Annotated in this window: 16 protein-coding genes; 2 read left to right on the forward strand and 14 right to left on the reverse strand. The window is 69.7% G+C overall.

Annotated features, from left to right (window positions below; genetic code table 11):
- The first annotated feature begins 44 nt into the window (after window positions 1–44).
- Complete coding sequence (locus ACEJ41_RS09510; protein WP_374012040.1) at window positions 45–1,754, forward strand: glycoside hydrolase family 43 protein; 1,710 nt, start codon at window positions 45–47, stop codon at window positions 1,752–1,754.
- Between the two features lie 71 nt (window positions 1,755–1,825).
- Here ACEJ41_RS09510 and ispD read toward each other — a convergent pair whose 3' ends face one another.
- From ispD to ACEJ41_RS09540, 6 genes are all read right to left on the reverse strand, one after another.
- Window positions 1,826–2,530 (reverse strand): 2-C-methyl-D-erythritol 4-phosphate cytidylyltransferase, encoded by a 705-nt coding sequence (gene ispD / locus ACEJ41_RS09515; RefSeq protein WP_374012041.1) that lies wholly within the window; start codon window positions 2,528–2,530, stop codon window positions 1,826–1,828.
- Window positions 2,530–2,856: a cell division protein FtsB gene (gene ftsB, locus ACEJ41_RS09520; RefSeq protein WP_374012042.1), complete on the reverse strand. Its 327-nt coding sequence runs from the start codon at window positions 2,854–2,856 to the stop codon at window positions 2,530–2,532. The genes ispD and ftsB overlap by 1 nt, the downstream gene beginning before the upstream one ends.
- A gap of 12 nt (window positions 2,857–2,868) precedes the next feature.
- On the reverse strand, window positions 2,869–4,161 hold the full coding sequence (gene eno / locus ACEJ41_RS09525; RefSeq protein WP_374012043.1) for a phosphopyruvate hydratase: 1,293 nt from the start codon (window positions 4,159–4,161) through the stop codon (window positions 2,869–2,871).
- 290 nt (window positions 4,162–4,451) lie between these two features.
- Window positions 4,452–5,285, reverse strand: coding sequence for a 3-deoxy-8-phosphooctulonate synthase (gene kdsA, locus ACEJ41_RS09530; protein ID WP_374012044.1), 834 nt, complete (start codon window positions 5,283–5,285; stop codon window positions 4,452–4,454).
- Window positions 5,282–6,943 carry a CTP synthase gene (locus ACEJ41_RS09535; protein WP_374012045.1) on the reverse strand — a complete coding sequence of 554 codons (1,662 nt, stop codon included), beginning with the start codon at window positions 6,941–6,943 and terminating at the stop codon, window positions 5,282–5,284. The genes kdsA and ACEJ41_RS09535 overlap by 4 nt, the downstream gene beginning before the upstream one ends.
- Window positions 6,944–7,079: 136 nt before the next feature.
- Entirely contained in the window at window positions 7,080–7,340 is a 261-nt protein-coding gene (locus ACEJ41_RS09540) for a hypothetical protein (RefSeq protein WP_374012046.1), read from the reverse strand.
- A gap of 234 nt (window positions 7,341–7,574) precedes the next feature.
- Between ACEJ41_RS09540 and parE the strand changes: the two genes are divergently transcribed.
- Complete coding sequence (gene parE / locus ACEJ41_RS09545; RefSeq protein ID WP_374012047.1) at window positions 7,575–9,464, forward strand: DNA topoisomerase IV subunit B; 1,890 nt, start codon at window positions 7,575–7,577, stop codon at window positions 9,462–9,464.
- A 31-nt stretch (window positions 9,465–9,495) separates the two neighbouring features.
- Here the strand turns inward: parE and ACEJ41_RS09550 are convergent, their stop codons facing one another.
- From ACEJ41_RS09550 to araD1, 8 genes are all read right to left on the reverse strand, one after another.
- Window positions 9,496–10,059: an ECF-type sigma factor gene (locus ACEJ41_RS09550; RefSeq protein WP_374012048.1), complete on the reverse strand. Its 564-nt coding sequence runs from the start codon at window positions 10,057–10,059 to the stop codon at window positions 9,496–9,498.
- Between the two features lie 134 nt (window positions 10,060–10,193).
- A complete protein-coding gene (locus tag ACEJ41_RS09555) occupies window positions 10,194–12,320 on the reverse strand; it encodes a glycoside hydrolase 43 family protein (protein ID WP_374012049.1) in 2,127 nt (708 codons plus the stop codon).
- Window positions 12,321–12,348: 28 nt separating this feature from the next.
- Window positions 12,349–13,374 (reverse strand): galactofuranose ABC transporter, permease protein YjfF, encoded by a 1,026-nt coding sequence (gene yjfF, locus ACEJ41_RS09560; protein ID WP_374012050.1) that lies wholly within the window; start codon window positions 13,372–13,374, stop codon window positions 12,349–12,351.
- Window positions 13,371–14,465: an ABC transporter permease gene (locus tag ACEJ41_RS09565; protein WP_374012051.1), complete on the reverse strand. Its 1,095-nt coding sequence runs from the start codon at window positions 14,463–14,465 to the stop codon at window positions 13,371–13,373. The genes yjfF and ACEJ41_RS09565 overlap by 4 nt, the downstream gene beginning before the upstream one ends.
- Window positions 14,465–15,964 (reverse strand): sugar ABC transporter ATP-binding protein, encoded by a 1,500-nt coding sequence (locus tag ACEJ41_RS09570; RefSeq protein ID WP_374012052.1) that lies wholly within the window; start codon window positions 15,962–15,964, stop codon window positions 14,465–14,467. Before ACEJ41_RS09570 ends, ACEJ41_RS09565 begins: the two co-directional genes overlap by 1 nt.
- Before the next feature lie 59 nt (window positions 15,965–16,023).
- A complete protein-coding gene (locus ACEJ41_RS09575; RefSeq protein WP_374012053.1) occupies window positions 16,024–16,989 on the reverse strand; it encodes an ABC transporter substrate-binding protein in 966 nt (321 codons plus the stop codon).
- Window positions 16,990–17,081: 92 nt separating this feature from the next.
- A complete protein-coding gene (locus ACEJ41_RS09580; protein WP_374012054.1) occupies window positions 17,082–18,518 on the reverse strand; it encodes an aldehyde dehydrogenase family protein in 1,437 nt (478 codons plus the stop codon).
- Window positions 18,519–18,544: 26 nt separating this feature from the next.
- Window positions 18,545–19,552 carry an AraD1 family protein gene (araD1, locus tag ACEJ41_RS09585; RefSeq protein ID WP_374012055.1) on the reverse strand — a complete coding sequence of 336 codons (1,008 nt, stop codon included), beginning with the start codon at window positions 19,550–19,552 and terminating at the stop codon, window positions 18,545–18,547.
- Between the last annotated feature and the right edge of the window lie 74 nt (window positions 19,553–19,626).

The following is a 19,626-nucleotide window of genomic DNA, read 5'->3' on the forward strand; positions in this document are numbered from 1 at the left end:
CCTGCGTCGCGGCCTGCGCCGCATCCGACGCGAGAAGTCACCCGATGGGCCTGTTCCGCATCACCTGTGCCCTCCTGCTGGCCGCCGTGGCCGGCTCGCCCCCCGCGCACGCCGCCCCGGGCGCGGACCTGGAAGCGGCCTTCGACTGGTTCCACTACCAGGGCAGCGACCCGGCCGATGCCGTGCATGCCCCGGCGCCGGGCCAGTTCCGCAATCCGGTGCTGAAAGGCTTCCATCCGGACCCTAGCGTGGTGCGGGTGGGCGATGACTTCTACATGGTCACCTCGACCTTCGGCTGGTTCCCGGGCATCCCCGTTTTCCACAGCATCGACCTGGTGAACTGGACCCAGATCGGCAACGCCATCGATCGGCCCGACCAGTTGGACTTCGGCAGCCACGACCTGGTCAACGGGGTGTTCGCGCCGGCGATCGAATACCACGATGGCCGCTTCTGGATTGCCAATACCTGTTTCCCGGCCTGCGGCGGCAACTTCATCATCACCGCCACCGACCCGGCCGGGCCGTGGTCGGACCCGGTCTGGCTGCCGGACCTGGCCGGCGGCATCGATCCGTCGCTGTTCTTCGACGACGACGGCCGCGCCTGGATCGTCAACAACGACGTGCCCGACGGGCCGCTGCGCTACGAGGGCCACCGCGCCATCTGGCTGCAGCAGTTCGATCCCGCCAGCATGCGCACGATCGGCCCGCGCAGCGTGCTGCTGGATGGTGGGGTGGTGCCGGAGGAGCGGCCCGAATACGTGGAAGGCCCGCACCTGTTGAAGAAGGACGGCTGGTACTACCTGATTGCCGCCGAGGGCGGCACCGGCGAAGGCCACCGCCAGGTGGTGCTGCGCAGCCGCACGGTCACCGGGCCGTACACGCCGTGGTCCGCCAATCCCATCCTCACCCAGAACGACCTGCCGCGTGAGCGTCCCTTCCCCATCACCTCGGCCGGGCATGCCGATCTGGTGGACACGCCCGACGGCCAGTGGTGGGCGCTGTTCCTGGGCAACCGCCCGTACCCGCCGCTGAGCGGCCATTTCGTCAACACCGGGCGCGAGACCTTCCTGCTGCCGGTGCAGTGGGAGGATGGCTGGCCGCGCATCACCACGCCGGCACAGGTGATTGCCTACGTGCTCGATGCGCCGGACCTGCCCGCCGGCAGCGCCGCGTTGCCGACGTCCGGCGGGTTCGCCATCGAGGACGATTTCGATGGCACGCGCCTGCCGTTGCACTGGATGACGGTACGCAATCCGCGCCAGGCGTGGTATCGGCTGGAGGGCGGCGCGCTGCACCTGCGCGCGCGCGCCGTGCAACTGGGCGAGCGTGCGAATCCCTCGTTCCTGGCGCGCCGGCAACAGCACCAGGACGCCGACGCCAGCACCTCGCTGCGCTTCGTGCCACGACGCGACGGCGACATCGCCGGCCTGGCAGCGTTCCAGAACGAGGATGCCTGGTACCTGCTGGCGGTGACGCGCGAACGCGGGCAGCCGGTGGTGGCCCTGTTCCGGCGCGACCGGCGCGATGCGGCGCCGGGTGGCGAACGCCTGCTGGCCGCGCCGCTGGCAACCACCGATGCGCCGGTGCAGTTGCGCATCCGCGCACGCGGCGCGGCGTACGACTTCGAATACGCGACCGTGCCCGGGCAGTGGCACACGCTGGCCGAAGGGCTGGACGGCACCCTGCTGAGCACGGCCAGGGCCGGCGGCTTCACCGGTGCGGTATTCGGCGTGTACGCGGCGCGCGCGCCCTGAGGCGCGGGGAGGCGATCCGCCTTCGCAGGCACGGCCATGCACGCCGGCAAGCGGTCGCGCCGAAGCTGCTTCTACGGGTGCTCCCCGCCCCGGCGCGCAAGCTCGAACTCGAACCGGGCCAGGTCGGCGGCGGTGGTGACCTTGAAGTTGTCCTCGCGGCCTTCCACCAGCAACGGGCGCAGGCCCTGGTGTTCCAGCGCCATGGCCTCGTCGGTCACTTCGATCCCGGCCGCCGCCGCCGCCTGCAGGGCGCGCGTGAGCTGCAGGCGCCGGAACAGCTGAGGGGTCAGTGCGCGCCACAGGCGCTGGCGCGGCTCGGTGGCATCGATGCCGCCATCGTCGCCGGCACGCTTGAGTGTGTCGCGCACAGGCGCGGCCAGGATCGCGCCGACCGGGTCGGCGCGCCCACGCTCGAGCAACTGCTCCAGGTCGCCGGCCGCCAGGTTCGGCCGTGCCGCATCGTGGACCAGCACGAAATCGTCGCCGCGCACCGCATCGGGCAGCGCGGCCAGCGCGGCCAGCACCGAGGCCGCGCGGCTGTCGCCGCCGGTGCAGGTCAGCAGCGGCTTGCCGGCATGCTCGTGCCAGCCCGGCCACCAGGGATCGTCCGCGGCCAGGGCCAGCACCGCGCCGGCCACCGCCGGGTGCGCCAGCAGCGCGTCCAGGGTGTGGGCCAGGACCGGCTGGCCGGCGACATCGAGATACTGCTTGGGCACCTCTCCGCCGAAGCGGGTACCGCGCCCGGCGGCAGGCACCACGGCCCAGACCTGGGGCATCAGTCCTCCTCCACCGGGGCAGGCGGTGCCGGGCTGGGCACCGTGGGATCCTCGACCACCCGGTAGAACACTTCGCCGGGCTTGATCATGCCCAGCTCACTGCGCGCGCGCTCCTCGACCGCGGCCACGCCTTCCTTGAGGTCGCGCACTTCGGCGGCCAGGGCCAGGTTGCGCTCCTCCAGGCCCTGGTTCTCGCGGCGTTGGGCATCCACCTGGGACGCCAGCGCGGTCACCTCGCCTGCGCTTCCGGCGCCGAACCAGAGCCGGTACTGCAGCCATCCCAGCAGCAGCACCAGCCCCAGCAGCACCCAGCGCAGGATGCGCATGGCGTCTTCGCGTCAGCGCTTGAGCGAGATGAACGCGTCGCGGCCGGCATAGCGTGCCGAGGCACCCAGCGCTTCCTCGATGCGCAGCAGCTGGTTGTACTTGGCCACGCGGTCGCTGCGGCACAGCGAGCCGGTCTTGATCTGGGTCGCGGTGGTGGCCACGGCAATATCCGAGATCGTGGTGTCCTCGGTCTCGCCGGAGCGATGCGACACGATCGAGGCGTAGTTGGCCTTGTGCGCCATGGCAATGGCATCCAGGGTCTCGGTCAGGGTGCCGATCTGGTTGACCTTGATCAGGATCGCGTTGGCGGTGCCCGAATCGATGCCCTGCTTGAGGATCTTCGGGTTGGTCACGAACAGGTCGTCACCGACCAGCTGCACCTTGCTGCCCACGCGCTCGGTCAGCAGCTTCCAGCCGGCCCAGTCGTCCTCGGCCAGGCCGTCCTCGATGGTGATGATCGGGTACTGGGCGACCCAGTCGGCCAGGAAGTCGACGAACTGCTCGCTGGTCAGGCGCTTGTTCTCGCCGACCAGGTGGTACTTGCCGTTGTCGAAGAACTCCGACGACGCCACGTCCAGGCCCAGCAGCACGTCTTCGCCAGCCGTGTAGCCGGCCTTGCCGATGGCCTCCAGGATGGTGTCCAGGGCTTCGACATTGCTGCGGAAATCCGGGGCGAAGCCGCCCTCGTCGCCCACCGCCGTGCTCAGGCCGTGGCCCTTGAGCACCGACTTGAGCGAATGGAAGATCTCGGTGCCGGTGCGCAGCGCCTCGGAGAACGAGCCGGCGCCAACCGGCAGCACCATGAACTCCTGGAAGTCGACGTTGTTGTCGGCATGCGCGCCGCCGTTGATGATGTTCATCATCGGCACCGGCAGGCAGACGTCGGATTCGGTGATGCCGGACAGGTATTGCCACAGCGGCTGCTTCTTCGAAGCGGCGACCGCGTGCGCAGCAGCCATCGACACGCCCAGCAGCGCATTGGCGCCCAGGCGGCCCTTGTTCTCGGTGCCGTCCAGGTCGATCAGGCGGCGGTCCAGGCCCTGCTGGTCAACCGCGTCCAGGCCGGCCAGGGCCTGCGCGATCGGGCCATTGACGTTGGCCACCGCGTTCTTCACGCCCTTGCCCAGGTAGCGGGTCTTGTCGCCGTCGCGCAGTTCCACGGCCTCCTTGGTGCCGGTGGAAGCGCCGGACGGCACCGCGGCGCGCCCGAAGGAGCCGTCGGCCAGGGTCACCTCGGCTTCGAGAGTGGGGTTGCCGCGACTGTCGAGGATTTCGCGGGCGTGGATCTTGGCAATGCTGGTCATGGAAGCGCAAACGTCCGGTGGGGTGGAGTCGGACGAGAGTTTAGCGGAGCGCGGCCTGGCCTGCCGGATTTGCGCCACTTTGCGGACCACCGGTCGGTTGCCGGCGAAAGCATCGGCAGCCCCTGTAGGAGCCGGCCTTGCCGGCGACCGCCACGGTGGATGCGTTCGCGCGAAACTTGGCGGCGAATGGTCCACCCGCCTCCACGGTCGCCGGCAAGACCGGCTCCTACAACAGGGGTTGCGGCGAGGAGGTACGGCGGGGGGTTATGGCGGGGAGGTACGGCGGAGGCTTACAGCGCCTGTTCGGCGAAGCCGTGGCGCTTGGTCACCGCGTCCAGTTCCAGCAGCGTTTCCAGCAGCGCCTCCATCCGGTCCAGCGGCCAGGCGTTGGGGCCATCGGACAGGGCCTTGGAGGGGTCGGGGTGGGTTTCGGCAAACAGGCCGGCCACGCCCACGGCCACCGCCGCACGCGCCAGCACCGGCACGAACTCGCGCTGGCCGCCGGAACTGGTGCCCTGCCCGCCCGGCAACTGCACCGAATGGGTGGCGTCGAACACCACCGGGCATCCGGTCTGGCGCATCACGCTCAGCGAGCGCATGTCGCTGACCAGGTTGTTGTAGCCGAAGCTGGCGCCGCGCTCGCACACCATGATCTGCCCGTTGCCGGTGGACCTGGCCTTCTCCACCACCGGCGCCATGTCCCACGGCGAAAGGAACTGGCCCTTCTTGATGTTGACCGGCTTGCCGGCGGCGCAGACATTGCGGATGAAGTCGGTCTGGCGCACCAGGAAGGCCGGGGTCTGCAGCACGTCCACCACCGAGGCCACCTCGTCCAGCGGGGTGTACTCGTGCACGTCGGTCAGCACCGGCACGCCGACCTGCTTCTTCACCTCGGCCAGCACCTTCAACCCTTCCTCCAGGCCGGGCCCGCGGAAGCTGGTGCCGGAGGTGCGGTTGGCCTTGTCGAAGCTGGACTTGAAGATGAAGTTCATCCCCAGCCGCGCGGTGATCTCCTTGAGCCGGCCGGCCACGTCCAGCTGCAGTTGCATCGATTCGATCACGCAGGGGCCGGCGATCAGGAACAGCGGCCGGTCCAGGCCGGCCTCGAATCCGCACAGCTTCATGCCCGCGCCTCCTTCAGCAACTTGCCGCCGGCCTTCTTCTCGCGCGCGGCGCGGATGAAGCCGACGAACAACGGGTGGCCATCGCGCGGGGTGGACAGGAACTCCGGGTGCGCCTGGCAGGCGAGGAACCACGGGTGCGCGCTGCGCGGCAGCTCGACCATCTCCACCAGCAGGTCGTCCATCGACTTGGCCGAGATCACCAGGCCCGCGTCCTCCAGTTGGGTGCGGTAGCGGTTGTTGAACTCGTAGCGGTGGCGGTGGCGCTCGGCCACCACGTCCTTGCCGTACAGCTCGCGCGCCAGGGTGCCGGGCTTGAGCCGTTGCTCCTGCAGGCCCAGGCGCATGGTGCCGCCCAGGTCCGAACCCTCGTTGCGCAGTTCCATCTCGCCACTGGCCGTGCGCCACTCGGTGATCAGGCCGATCACCGGGTGCTCGCACTGCTTGTCGTTCTCGGTGCTGTTGGCACCCTCCAGCCCGGCGACGTGGCGCGCGTAGTCCACCACCGCCGCCTGCATGCCGTAGCAGATGCCGAAATACGGGATGCCGTGCTCGCGGGCGTAGCGGGAGGTGAGCACCTTGCCCTCGAAGCCGCGGTCGCCGAAACCACCGGGCACCAGCACGCCATCGACGTCGGCCAGGGCGGACATGTCACTGCCCTCCAGCTCCTGCGCCTCCAGCCACTTCAGGGTGACCCGGGTGCGCTGGCGCAGGCCACCGTGCTTGAGCGCCTCGCCCACCGACTTGTACGCATCCTTGTGATCCACGTACTTGCCGACCACCGCGATGGTGACCTCGTCGACCGGGCGCACCGTTGCATCGACCGCCGCCTCCCACTCGCCCAGGTCCGGCGCCTGGCTGGAAGGCAGCCGCAGGCGATCCACCACCAGGGTGTCCAGGCCCTGCGCATGCAATTCCAGCGGCAGCTTGTACAGCACGTCCACGTCCTGCACCGAGATCACCGCGCGCTCGGACACGTTGGTGAACAGCGCGATCTTGCGCCGCTCGCCATCGGGCAGCGGCTGCTCGCTGCGGCACAGCAGCACGTCGGGCTGGATGCCGATCGAGCGCAGCTCCTTGACCGAGTGCTGGGTGGGCTTGGTCTTCAACTCGCCGGCCGCGGCGATGTACGGCACCAGGGTCAGGTGCATGAACAGCGCCTTGTCCGGGCCGCGCTCGGCGCGGATCTGGCGGATCGCCTCCAGGAACGGCAGCGATTCGATGTCGCCCACCGTCCCGCCGATCTCCACCAGGGCCACGTCGAAGCCCTCGGTGGCCTCGTCGATGCAGCGCTTGATCTCGTCGGTGATGTGCGGGATCACCTGCACGGTGGCGCCGAGGTAATCGCCGCGGCGCTCCTTGCGGATCACGGCCTCGTAGATGCGGCCGGTGGTGACCGAATTCCTGCGGTTCAGGCGGGTGCGCACGAAGCGCTCGTAGTGGCCCAGGTCCAGGTCGGTCTCGGCGCCGTCGTCGGTGACGTACACCTCGCCGTGCTGGAACGGGCTCATCGTCCCGGGATCCACGTTGATGTAGGGGTCCAGCTTCATCATCGTGACCTTCAGGCCACGGGCTTCGAGGATGGACGCAAGCGACGCGGCGGCGATGCCCTTGCCTAGCGAGGACACGACACCGCCGGTCACGAATATCAGGGGAGTCATGGCGGGGCTCCGGAAACCCATAGTCTACCGGCTGGCCCGGCATTGCCCAAGCCGGCCCCCGCCCGGAAACGCGGCGCGCGGCCCGCAAATGCCCGGCCGCAGGCGTCTTGCAGGCGTCTTGCAGCTGCCGCCGCGATCAGCGGCGGGCACGCTCCTCTTCTTCCTCTTCGCGCTGCGGCCGGGCCTTGTCGCGGCTGTCCTTGCCGCTGCGGGCGGCTTCGCGGCGCTTGGCGCGCTCGGCATCCTCGTCGCGCTCGCGCTGTTCCTGGGCCTTGTGCTCGGCAAGTGCGCCCTGCGGGTCCTGCGACGGCCGGGCCTGGGACTGCGCCAGCAGGGGCACCGCCACGACGGCGGCCGCCACCACGGCCACTACGCTCCACAACAGATGTCGGTTCATGTGTTCCTCCTTCGCTGGGGCCGATCACCACGCCCGGATGGGGTTGCCACCACAGGATGGTGGCGACGGCGCGGGATTTCCAGCGCCCGCATACCGGAACCGGACCGGCACCGGGCACGGCGCCCGTTATACGCGCCCGTGCCGCACGTGCGCATGAACGCCATCCGGACGTGCAAAAACCGGCACCAGGCCGCACACTTCCAGGCTGTTTCCCCGCGCCGCCAGCAGCATTCCATGAGCAGCCGCTACAACGCCGCCGATATCGAAGTCCTTTCCGGCCTGGACCCGGTCAAGCGCCGCCCGGGCATGTATACCGACACCACCCGGCCCAACCACCTGGCCCAGGAAGTCATCGACAACGCGGTGGACGAGGCCCTGGCCGGGCACGCCAGGACCGTCGAGGTGGCCCTGTACCGGGACGGCAGTTGCGAGGTGGCCGACGACGGCCGCGGCATGCCGGTGGACATCCATCCGGAGGAGAAGATCCCCGGCGCGGAGCTGATCCTCACCCGGCTGCATGCAGGCGGCAAGTTCAACAACAAGAACTACACCTTCTCCGGTGGCCTGCATGGCGTGGGCGTGAGCGTGGTCAACGCGCTGTCCACCCTGGTGGAAGTGCACATCAAGCGCGACGGCAGCGAACACCGGCTCAGCTTCCGCAACGGCGACCGCGCCACCCCGCTGGAGGTCGTCGGTGCGGTCGGGCGCAAGAACACCGGCACCCGCCTGCGCTTCTGGCCGGACCCGAAGTACTTCGACACGCCGAAGTTCAACCTGCGCGCCCTGCGCCACCTGCTGCGTGCCAAGGCGGTGCTGTGCCCCGGCCTGACCGTGACCCTGCTGGACGAAGCCAGCGGCGAACGCGACACGTGGCATTACGAGGACGGCCTGCGCGACTACCTCAAGGGCGCGCTGGCCGGGCTGGAACTGCTGCCGGCCGAGTTGTTCACCGGGGCGCTGAAGAAGGACACCGAAACCGTGGACTGGGCGGCGGCCTGGCTGCCGGAAGGTGACCTGGTGCAGGAGAGCTACGTCAACCTGATCCCCACCGCCCAGCACGGCACCCACGTCAACGGCCTGCGCTCGGGCCTGACCGAGGCGCTGCGCGAGTTCTGCGACTTCCGCAACCTGCTGCCGCGTGGGGTCAAGCTGGCGCCGGAGGATGTCTGGGACCGGATCTCGTTCGTGCTGTCGCTGAAGATGACCGACCCGCAGTTCAGCGGCCAGACCAAGGAGCGGCTGAGCTCGCGCCAGGCGGCCGGCTTCATCGAGGGTGCCGCGCACGATGCGTTCAGCCTGTGGTTGAACCAGCACGTGGAACTGGGCGAGAAGATCGCCCAGCTCGCGATCGAGCGCGCCAGCGCGCGGCTGAAGACCGAAAAGCAGATCGTGCGCAAGAAGGTCACCCAGGGCCCGGCGCTGCCGGGCAAGCTGGCCGACTGCATCAGCCAGGATCTCTCGCGCACCGAATTGTTCCTGGTGGAAGGCGACTCGGCCGGCGGCAGTGCCAGGCAGGCGCGCGACAAGGATTTCCAGGCCATCCTCCCGCTGCGCGGCAAGATCCTCAACACCTGGGAGGTCGCCAGCGGCACCGTGCTGGGGTCGGAGGAAGTGCACAACCTGGCCATCGCCATCGGCTGCGACCCGGGCAAGGACGACATCTCCGGGTTGCGCTACGGCAAGGTGGTGATCCTGGCCGACGCCGATTCGGACGGCCTGCACATCGCCACCCTGCTCAGTGCGCTGTTCCTGCGCCACTTCCCGGCACTGGTGGCCGCCGGGCACGTGTTCGTGGCAATGCCGCCGCTGTTCCGGGTGGACGTGGGCAAACAGGTGTTCTATGCGCTGGACGAGGAAGAGAAGCGCCTGCTGCTGGAGAAGATTTCGCGCGAGAAAATCAAGGGCCAGGTCAACGTCACCCGCTTCAAGGGCTTGGGCGAAATGAATCCGCAGCAGCTGCGCGAGTCCACCATCCACCCCGACACCCGCCGCCTGGTGCAGCTGACCGTGGACGATGGCGACCAGACCCGCGCCCTGATGGACATGCTGCTGGCCAAGAAGCGCGCTGGCGACCGCAAGGCCTGGCTGGAAACCAAGGGCGACCTGGCCTCGCTCGAAGTCTGAGCCGATATCGGCTTGCTACCGTGCCGCCGCCTCAGCCGGCGAGCTGCCGGTTCAGCCAGGCCTTGGCGAAGCGCAGGTCGCGGTCCACCGTGGGCACCGAAACATCCAGCACGGTCGCGATCTCCTCGTGCGACATGCCGCCGAAGTAGGCCAGTTCCACCACCCGGCCGGCACGCTCGTCATGGCCGCTCAGCCGTTCCAGCGCCTGGTGCAGGGCAAGCACGTCGTACACGCCGGTGTCCTGCACCGGCCCGCCCTGCAGGTCCGCGTGCGACAGAGTCACATTGACCACATCGCCACCGCGCTTGGAAGCGGCGCGGGCGCGGGCATGGTCGACCAGCACCGCGCGCATCTTCAATGCCGCCAGGGCGAAGAAGTGGGCACGGTCGGCAAAACCCACGTCCCGTCCCAGCATCCGCAACAGCGCCTCGTGCACCAGCGACGTCGGCCGCAGCGTCGCGTCGCCGCGGCCGCGGTCCAGACGCGCGGCGGCCATCTCGCGCAGCATCGCGTACACCGAGTCGAACAGCGACTCGCGCGCCTGCAGGTCGCCGGCGCGCCATGAGTGCAGCAAGGTGGTGATGTCGTGCGACACGCGGTGTGTTCCCGGTCAACCGACGCGCGGGCGGGCTCGATGCCACGCGTCCGGCCCGATTATAGGCCTGCGTCCGCGGGCGCCATGGGCGCACGGCCCCATGTCGGCTCAGTGGGTCGGCTCAGTGGGTCGGCTCAGTGGGCCGGCGCCGGGTCCTGCGACCACACCAGCACGCTGCCGTCGCGCCGGTCCGGACGGGCGCCTGCATGGTTGGCCGCATACGCCTCGCCGCTGTCGGGCAGGATGCCGAGATAACGCCCGGTGCGCAGCGACAGCAGCATGAACTGGCGGTCGCGCAGCATGTCCTGCCACAGGAACAGGCTGTCTTCCGACTCCGGCAACAGGCGCACGTCGGCGGCCAGGCCGGCACCGACCACGGTCAGGAAGCCGCTGCCATCCATCGCCTCCAGCGCCACCCGCCCGCGGCCACGGTCGTGCACCCGGAAGCGCGCGCCGGACGACGCGGCTTCTCCGGTACCGGCCGCAACCGGCTGCAACACGCCCAGCGGATGCACGCGCGCGATGCTGCCGTCGCCAAGGTTGGAAAGGCTCACCACCCGGCCGTGCGGAATGTTGCCGGAGCGGTCGGCCAGCGGCTCGTGCACGCGGAAGTCGTCGAAATCCGCATGCCCGCCGCCGTCGCCGTAGGCGAACAGCGCGTAGCGGCTGCCCTGGAAGGTCTTGAGCTGGTAGGGAAGCCGCACCGGCTCGCCGATCTGCTCGAAGCGGCGGCCATCGAAACTGTAGGAGAACCGCGCAAGGTCGTCGTCGTAGTCGCCCTCCACGCGCAGGTGCACGCGCGGCGAATGCAGCGGCACATCGACCCGGCGGTCGCCGTGTTGCCCGTACCAGCGCAACCGTGCGCCGTCGTTGTCGCGGACCACGCCCAGCCACGCGGCCGGCATGTTGAGGATGCCCAGTCCCGCGCTATCGCCCGCGCGCAGCCCATCGGCATCCAGCACCACCATCGCCGACGATACCGGCCCGACCACGCGCTGGGTCAGGGTGTTGCGTGCCCACAGGAAACCGTCTGCCGGCTGCGCATGCAGGCGCAGCCACCCCGGGCGCTCGCCCAGCGACCACTTGCCGGGCACCGGCTGGTGGTTCCACTGCCACACCGGCGACAGCGACGGGCCATCGAAGCGGTCGCTGCGCGACCACGTGGCGCGCGGCGCGGCATCCACGCCGGGGACGGGCTTGAACCAGGTGCGCGGGCTGCGGCCCAGGTTGCCCGGCACGCCGAAATACGGCCAGCCGTCGTGCCAGGTCAGCGGCGAGATGGCCGTGGTGCGGCCGATGGACTTGAGATCCATCATCGAAAAACCCCACCACTGCCCGTCCGGCGCCTGCACGATCCCGCCCTGGTGCAGCGGCACGGCACCCAGCGCGTTGGCACCGGGCTTGTGCATGGAGAAACGGGTGGCGCCGGTGGGCACCGGAGTACGCTGGCCGACCGCATCCTCCCACCAGCCACGCTGGGTGCCGAAGGTTTCGCCGGCGCTGATCACCACGGTTTCCCACGGGCCGTCCAGGCGCTCGGCGCGCGCGGCCTGCATCCGCCCCGTGGGCGCGTAGTTGGCGCTGATGATGTAGTAGCGGCCATCGACCTTGTAGAAATGATGGCCCTCGCCCATGCCGTTGCCGGCCGGGATGATGGTGCGCTCGCTGCCTTCGACCACGCCGGACAGGTCCGGCTTGAGCTCGACCAGCTTGACCTCGTTGTAGTCGTACACGGCCCAGACCCGGCCGTCGTCGTCGAACAGCACCGACAGGTCGTGCAGGTTGCGGTCGATCCTCGAATGCGTCCACGGCCCGGCCGGATCGGTGGCGGTGAACACCTGCAGGCCACGTTCGTTGACGTTGGCGAAGATGTGGAAGCGGCCGTCGTGGTAGCGCAGGCACGGCGCCCAGATGCCCTGGCCGTAAAGGTCCTTGCCATCCTCGAGCCGGTACTCCGGGCCTTCGGGGAAGGCCGGCATGGCGTAGGACACAAGCTCCCAGTTGACCAGGTCGCGCGAACGCAGCACCGGCAGCCCCGGCACCGCGTGCATGGTGGTGCCGGTCATGTAGAACCAGTCGCCCACGCGGATCAGGTCCGGGTCGGAGAACTCGTCGTAGAAGATCGGGTTGGTGAAGGTGCCGTTGCCGTTGTCGGCGATCCAGGTGGAAGCGGCGGCGACCGCCGGCCGGGCGATCGCCACGGCCAGCAGGACCAGCGCGGCCAGGCAGGCAGTGCGGAGCAGGGTCAGGGACACGTGCACGCGATGCCTCCGGAAAACGCGGACATGCTCAAGCGGTCGCGCCGGCACCCGCCGCACGACGGCTGAACAGGCGCTGCAACAGGCAGAACGCCAGCAGCAGCACGCCGATGGCGATGCGCGTCCACCACGAACTGAGGGTGCCATCGAACACGATCATGGTCTGGATCAGGCCCAGCACCAGCACGCCGAACAAGGTGCCCAGCACATAGCCACTGCCACCGGCCAGCACGGTGCCGCCGATCACCACCGCGGCGATCGCATCCAGCTCCAGGCCCATCGCGTGCAGGCTGTAGCCACTGAGCATGTAGAACGTGTAACTCACCCCGGCCAGGGCCGAGCAGAAACCACTCAGTGCGTACACCTGGACCAGGGTGGATGCCACCGGCAGGCCCATCAGCGCCGCCGACTGCTCGCTGCCGCCGATCGCATACACCGTGCGCCCGAACCGGGTGCCGCGGGCCAGCACCGCGCCGGTGGCCACCACCAGCAGCGCCAGCACCGCACCGGCCGACAGCGACACGCCGCCACCCAGCGGGATGCGCAGGTTGGCCACGGCCACGTGGAATGCGTGGTCGATGCCGATCGAATCCACGCTCACCAGGGTGGCTGCACCGCGCGCCAGGAACATGCCGGCCAGGGTCACCACGAACGGCTGCAGCCGGTAGCGCTGCACCAGCACCCCCATCAGCGCGCCGAAGCCGGTGCCAAGCGCCAGCACCAGGGCGATGGCGGTCAGCGGGTGCCAGCCGTGGTGCTGCACCAGGCTGGCCAGCAGCACGGTGCTGAAGGCGATCACCGCGCCGACCGACAGGTCGATCCCGCCGGTGAGGATCACGAAGGTCATGCCGACCGCCACGATCAGCAGGAACGCGTTGTCGATCAGCAGGTTCAGGAACACCTGCGGGGACAGGAAACCGTCGTACAGCACCCCGCCGGCGGCGGACATGGCCACGAACAGGGCGACCGTCACCGCCAGCGACAGGGCGCCCGGGTCGCGCAGCATGCGCAGCAATCCGCCGCGCCGCGCGACGGGCATGGAGTCCTGCGCGCTCATGCCCGGCCTCCGCTGGCGGGGCGGGTGACCAGCGCACGCATCTGGCCGCGGAACTCCGGGGACTGCAGCAGCAGCACCGCGGCCACCAGCAGCGCCTTGACCACCAGGTTGACCTGCGGCGGCACGCCGATGGCGTAGATGGTGGTGGTCAGGGTCTGGATGATGAGCGCACCCAGCAGGCTGCCGGCGAGGCTGAAACGGCCGCCCGCCAGCGCGGTGCCGCCAAGCGCCACTGCCAGGATGGCGTCCAGTTCGAGCAGTTGCCCGGCGTTGTTGGCATCGGCGCTGGCGACGTTGGAGCTGACCAGCAGCCCGGCCAGGCCGGCGGTGAAACTGCAGAACACGTACAGGGCAAGGGTGATGGCGCGGGCGCGCACGCCGGCCACGTGCGCAGCCACCGGGTTGTGCCCGATCGCGCGCACGAACAGGCCCAGCGCGGTGCGTTCCAGCAGCAGCTTCAGGCCCACGAACACCACCACCACCAGGAACAGCGAGAACGGCAGCCCCAGCAGGAAGCCGCTGCCGATGAAGGAATACGGGGCGTAGTAGATGGTCAGGATCTGGCCATCGCCGATCAGCTGCGCCACGCCGCGGCCGGCAACCATCAGGATCAGGGTGGCGATGATCGGCTGCATGCCGGCCTTGACCACCAGCAATCCGTTCCACAACCCGCACAGCGCCGAAACGCCCAGCGCGGCCACGACCGCCAGCCACAGCGGCATCAGGCCGTCACCGCCGCCGGCGGTGGCGCGCCCGATGGTCCAGGCCGCCACCATTGCGGCGATGGCCAGCACCGCGCCCACCGAGATGTCCAGGCCGCGCACGGCGATCACCAGGGTCATGCCCAGCGACACCAGCACCAGTGGCGCGGCGCGGTTGCCGATGTCCACCAGGTTCCCGTACAGGCGGCCGTCGCGCCACTCCAGCGAAAGGAAACCGGGATTGAGCACGCCGTTGCCCAGCAGCAGCAGGCCCAGCGCCAGCAGCGGCCAGAACAGCGGATGGGCCAGCACCCGCTTCCACAGCGACGGGCGCGTGGGCGAAGGCGCAGCCGCGGGTGCCTGGGATGTCGTGGTGTCGTTGGCGTCCATCACCCATGCCCCGCAATCAGGTCCAGCACCTGGCCACCGTCGCTGCCACCGGGCAGTTCGCCCGCCTTGCGGCGCTCGCGCATCACCGCGATGCGGTCGCACAGGCGGGTCAGTTCCTCGATCTCGGCGGAGATGAACAACACCGCCATGCCCTGCCGCGCCAGGCGCACGACTTCGGCCATGATTTCCTGCTTTGCGGCGATATCGATGCCGCGGGTTGGCTCATCAAGAATCAGCAGGCGCGGCTCGGTGGCCAGCCAGCGCGCCAGCACCACCTTCTGCTGGTTGCCGCCGGACAGCGCATCGACCGGGGTTTCGATGTCCGCGGTCTTGATCCCGAGCAGGCGCACGAACTCGCGCGCCATCGCCTGCTGCCGTGCCGGCGCCAGCGCGCGCCACCAGCCGCGGCGTGCCTGCAGCGCCAGCACGATGTTCTCGCGCACCGACAGGCCAGCGACAATGCCCTCGGTCTTGCGTTCCTCCGGGCACAGCGCCAGGCCATGGGCCACCGCCTCGGCCGGGTGGCGCAGTTCCACGTCCTTGCCGCCCAGGCGCAGGCGCCCGGCGTCGGCACGGTCCAGGCCGAACAGCAGCCGCGCCAGCTCGGTGCGGCCCGAGCCCAGCAGCCCGCCCAGCCCCAGCACTTCGCCGGCACGCAATTGCAGGTCCACAGGCTGCAGGCTGCCGCGCCGCGCAAGGGCGCAGGCCTCGGCCACCACCTCGCCGACCGGGGCCGCCTGGCCCTCCTGGCGGCCGGCAACCAGCTCGACCTCGCGCCCGACCATCGCCGCCACCAGCGCGGGCGGCGGCAGTTCATCGGGCGCGTACTGGCCCACGAAGGCGCCGTTGCGCAGCACGGTGATGCGGTCGGACACCGCGTACACCTGGTCGAGGAAATGGGTGACGAACAGGATTGCCATGCCGCGCTCGCGCAGCTGGCGCATCACGCCGAACAGGGCCTGCACTTCGCCCTCGTCCAGGCTTGATGTGGGCTCGTCCAGGATCAGCACCCGGGCCGACACGCCCAGCGCGCGGGCGATGGCCACCATCTGCTGCACTGCCACCGGATAGCTGCCCAGCGGCCGCTCCACGTCGATGTCCAGGCGCAGCCCGGCCAGCAGTTCACGCGAACCCTCGCGCACCCGGCCCCAGTCGATCAGCCGGCTCCAGCGCTTGCGCGGGTAGCGGCCGGCATACAGGTTCTCGGCCACCGACAGGTTCGGGCACAGGTTCACTTCCTGGTAGACCGTGCTGATGCCCTCGTGCTGCGCCTGCAACGGCGTGGCCGGCGCGATCGGGCGCCCGTCCAGGACGATGCTGCCCGCGTCGGGCCGTTCGACCCCGGTCAGCAGCTTGATCAGGGTCGACTTGCCCGCACCGTTCTGCCCCATCAGCGCGTGGATTTCGCCGGCGCGCAGGGTCAGGCCGGCGTCCTCCAGCGCCACGGTGGCACCAAAGCGCTTGTGCAGGCCGCCGGCCTGCAGCACCACCGGGTTCATCCGCCGGCCCTGCAGCGGGGCAAGGGCCGGAGGGGGCGTGCGGTTGCGCGCATCGGCCGTCAGTACTTGCGGTTGGGCAACTCGGCGGCGGCCTGGTCGCGGGTGAACACACCCTCTTCGACCATCACCCGCTTGGGCACCTCGCGGCCGGCATGCACGTCGCGGATCAGCTGCGCCAGCTGCGGGCCGAGCAGCGGATTGCACTCCACCGTGGCATTGAGCTTGCCGGCATTCATCGCCTCGAACGCGCCGCGCACGCCGTCGATCGACACGATGCGGATGTCGGTGCCCGGCTTCAGGCCGGCTTCCTCGATCGCCTGGATCGCGCCGATGGCCATGTCGTCGTTGTGCGCGTAGAGCACGTCGATGCCGCCTGTTTCGGCCTTGAGGAAGGCTTCCATCACTTCCTTGCCCTTGGCCCGGGTGAAGTCGCCACTCTGCGAGCGCACGATGCTGAAGCGCGCGTCCTGGTCGATGACTTCCTTGAAACCGCGCATGCGGTCATTGGCCGGGGCCGAGCCCACCGTGCCCTGCAGCTCGACGATGCGCACCGGCCCTTCCAGGCCTTCGCTGTCCTCGATCAGCCAGCGCGCCGCGCGCCGGCCCTCTTCCACGAAGTCCGAGCCGATCAGGGTCGCGTACAGGGATTCGTCGGACACCTGCACCGCGCGATCAGTCAGCACCACCGGGATGCCGGCGGCCTTGGCCTCGCGCAGCACGGTTTCCCAACCGGACTCGACCACCGGCGAGAACGCGATCACGTCCACCCGCTGGGCGATGAACGAGCGCAGCGCCTTGATCTGGTTCTCCTGCTTCTGCTGCGCATCGGAGAACTTGAGGTTGAACTCGGGCGCAGCCAGCGCCTCTTTCACCGAGCGGGTGTTGGCGGTGCGCCATTCGCTCTCGGCGCCGACCTGGCTGAAGCCCACGGTAATAGCGTCGTCGCTGGCGCCCTGCCCGCCGCCGGAGCAGCCGGCAAGCGCTGCGGCACAGGCGGCCAGCGCCAGGAATGCGTACTTCTTCATCTTTCCCCTCCGTTGAACATCTGCGCCCCGCGGCCGGAATCCCCGGCAGGCCGGCACGCGCCCTCCAGCGCATGCCGGCCGCGGACGCCGGCTCAGGCCAGCGTGTAGGCGGTCTTGACCGTCGTGTAGAACTCCACCGCGTAGCGCCCCTGCTCACGCGGACCATAGCTGGATGCCTTGCGCCCGCCGAACGGCACGTGCGGGTCCACCCCGGCGGTCGGCAGGTTGACCATCACCATGCCCGCCTGCGCATGCCGCTTGAAGTGGCTGGCGTGCTTGAGCGAGGTGGTGCAGATGCCGGCGCACAGGCCGAACTCGGTGTCGTTGGCCATCGCCAGCGCGTGCTCGTAGTCGTCGGCACGCAGCAGCGCAGCCACCGGCCCGAAGATCTCCTCGCGCGCGATCCGGTCCGACGGCTTGGCCGCGAACAGGGTCGGTGCCAGGAAGTGGCCGCGGGTCTTCCACTCGACCTGCTCGCCACCGGCCAGCAGCTCGCCGCCATCCTCATGGCCGGCCTTGATGTAGGACAGGTTGGTATCCAGCTGCGCCTTGCTGGCGGCCGGGCCGATGTCCACGCCCTGTTCGAGCGGATCGCCCACCCGGATCTTGGCCATGCGCGCCTGCATCCGCGCGGCGAACTCGTCATGCACCGAGGCTTCCACGATCAGGCGGCTGGAGGCCGTGCAACGCTGCCCGGTGGAGTAATAGGCGCCGTTGACCGCGCACTCCACCGCCTGGTCAAGGTCGGCATCGGCCAGCACCACCAGCGGGTTCTTGCCGCCCATCTCCATCTGCACCTTCAGCGCGCGCGCCGCGGCCTGCTTGAGCAGCGCGTGGCCGGTGGGCACCGAGCCGGTGAAGGTCAGCGCGTCCAGGCCCTTGTGCTCGATCATCGCCTGGCCAACCACCCGGCCGCTGCCCAGGACCATGTTGAACACGCCTTCCGGCAGGCCGGCGCGCGACAGGATCTCGGCAATGGCCCAGGCGCAGCCGGGCACGATCTCGGCCGGCTTGAACACCACGGTATTGCCGTAGGCCAGGGCCGGGGCGATCTTCCAGGCCGGGATGGCCAGCGGGAAGTTCCACGGCGCGATGATGCCCACGGTGCCGACCGGCTCGCGGGTGATCTCCACGTCCACGCCGGGACGGGTGGAGGCGAGCTTCTCGCCGGGGATGCGCAGGGCCTCGCCGGCAAAGAACTTGAAGATCTGCCCGGCACGCCCGGCCTCGCCGATGCTCTCGGCCAGGGTCTTGCCTTCTTCCTGCGCCAGCAGGCGGCCCAGCTCCTGCTTGCGGGCGAGGATCTCGGTACCGATCGCATCGAGGATGTCGGCGCGCTGCTGCGGGTTGGACAGGCCCCACTTGGGCGCCGCGGCGCTGGCCGCATCGACCGCCTGGGCGGTGTGCGCGGCGTCGATCACGCCGTACTGGCCCACGGGGGTATCCAGATCGGCCGGGTTCTCGTTGGGACGGCCACCATCGCCTTCCACCCACTGGCCGGCGATGTAGCTGCTGAAACGCTGGTTCACGGTGTTCTCCTCTACGATCCTGCGCGTCACAGTACGCGCACGCCGCCGGGGGCGAAAGCCGAGGCGGCCGTGCGCAGGGTATTGCGCAGCGGCGCACCCAGGTCCGGCAGTTCGATCTCGAACACGTCGCCCGGCTGCGCGCGAACGCCATCGGCAAAGCTCAGCGTGCCGGTGCCGAAGAAGTGCAGGTGCACGTCGCCCGGACGCCGGTGCGCGGCGTACTTGAAGTGGTGGTATTCCAGGTTCTCCAGCGAATGGCACATGTTGGCCTCGCCGGTGACGAAAGGCTTCTCCCAGGCGACCGCACCATCACGCAGCAGGCGGCTGGTGCCGTGCAGGTCGCGCGGCAGCGCGCCGGCGCGCAGTTCCGGGCCGACCGCGCAGGCGCGCAGCTTGGAATGGGCCAGGTACAGGTAGTTCTGGCGCTCGGTGACGTGGTCGGAGAATTCGTTGCCGATGGCGTAGCCCAGCCGGTGCGGGGTGCCGTCCGGGCCGATCACGTACAGCCCGACCAGTTCCGGCTCCTCGCCGCCATCGAGGGCGAAGTCCGGCGAGTCCAGCGCTGCACCGGGAGCGGCGAGGATGTCGCCGTCACCCTTGTAGAACCACTCCGGCTGCACGCCCGGCTGTCCCGGCGGCGGCATCCCGCCTTCCACGCCCCAGTGGAAGATGCGCATGGAGTCGGTGAGGGTGCCCTCCTCGGCCTGCTCCTGCAGCTTCTTGTGCATGGCGTCGCGGGTGGCGGCGCTGCCCAGGTGGGTCAGGCCGGTACCGGTGACCAGGCAATGCGCGGGGTCCGGATGCTGCAGCGGACTGAGCACGCGGCCGTCGCGCAGCAGGCCGGGGTATTCCAGGCGCGCCTGGCCCGGCGTGGCCTCGACCTGGGCCTCCAGGCTGCGGCCGGCGGCAATGGCGGCCACGGCCAGCGCATACATGCCGCCCTCGCTGTCGAGGACCCGCACCTGCGCGCCGTCGGCGTCGACCACGCCCACCCGGGTCTTCCCGGCATCGTCACTCAACTGGATCAGTCGCATCGGCTATCCACTGCTTCCATGGGAGTCCACCCCGCATTCTGACGGGTCGACGAATATGCATCCAATTCATTCCA

It is taken from the genome of Pseudoxanthomonas koreensis (assembly GCF_041890415.1).
Taxonomy (GTDB): domain Bacteria; phylum Pseudomonadota; class Gammaproteobacteria; order Xanthomonadales; family Xanthomonadaceae; genus Pseudoxanthomonas; species Pseudoxanthomonas koreensis_A.

What these genes read in the sequence shown, in the direction of transcription:
- ispD (WP_374012041.1), bottom strand. Translation starts at nt 2,530, where the DNA reads ATGCCCCAGGTCTGGGCCGTGGTGCCTGCCGCCGGGCGCGGTACCCGC.
- ACEJ41_RS09535 (WP_374012045.1), bottom strand. Translation starts at nt 6,943, where the DNA reads ATGACTCCCCTGATATTCGTGACCGGCGGTGTCGTGTCCTCGCTAGGC.
- kdsA (WP_374012044.1), bottom strand. Translation starts at nt 5,285, where the DNA reads ATGAAGCTGTGCGGATTCGAGGCCGGCCTGGACCGGCCGCTGTTCCTG.
- ACEJ41_RS09575 (WP_374012053.1), bottom strand. Translation starts at nt 16,989, where the DNA reads ATGAAGAAGTACGCATTCCTGGCGCTGGCCGCCTGTGCCGCAGCGCTT.
- araD1 (WP_374012055.1), bottom strand. Translation starts at nt 19,552, where the DNA reads ATGCGACTGATCCAGTTGAGTGACGATGCCGGGAAGACCCGGGTGGGC.
- ACEJ41_RS09510 (WP_374012040.1), top strand. Translation starts at nt 45, where the DNA reads ATGGGCCTGTTCCGCATCACCTGTGCCCTCCTGCTGGCCGCCGTGGCC.
- ACEJ41_RS09540 (WP_374012046.1), bottom strand. Translation starts at nt 7,340, where the DNA reads ATGAACCGACATCTGTTGTGGAGCGTAGTGGCCGTGGTGGCGGCCGCC.
- parE (WP_374012047.1), top strand. Translation starts at nt 7,575, where the DNA reads ATGAGCAGCCGCTACAACGCCGCCGATATCGAAGTCCTTTCCGGCCTG.
- ftsB (WP_374012042.1), bottom strand. Translation starts at nt 2,856, where the DNA reads ATGCGCATCCTGCGCTGGGTGCTGCTGGGGCTGGTGCTGCTGCTGGGA.
- ACEJ41_RS09565 (WP_374012051.1), bottom strand. Translation starts at nt 14,465, where the DNA reads ATGGACGCCAACGACACCACGACATCCCAGGCACCCGCGGCTGCGCCT.
- eno (WP_374012043.1), bottom strand. Translation starts at nt 4,161, where the DNA reads ATGACCAGCATTGCCAAGATCCACGCCCGCGAAATCCTCGACAGTCGC.
- ACEJ41_RS09570 (WP_374012052.1), bottom strand. Translation starts at nt 15,964, where the DNA reads ATGAACCCGGTGGTGCTGCAGGCCGGCGGCCTGCACAAGCGCTTTGGT.
- yjfF (WP_374012050.1), bottom strand. Translation starts at nt 13,374, where the DNA reads ATGAGCGCGCAGGACTCCATGCCCGTCGCGCGGCGCGGCGGATTGCTG.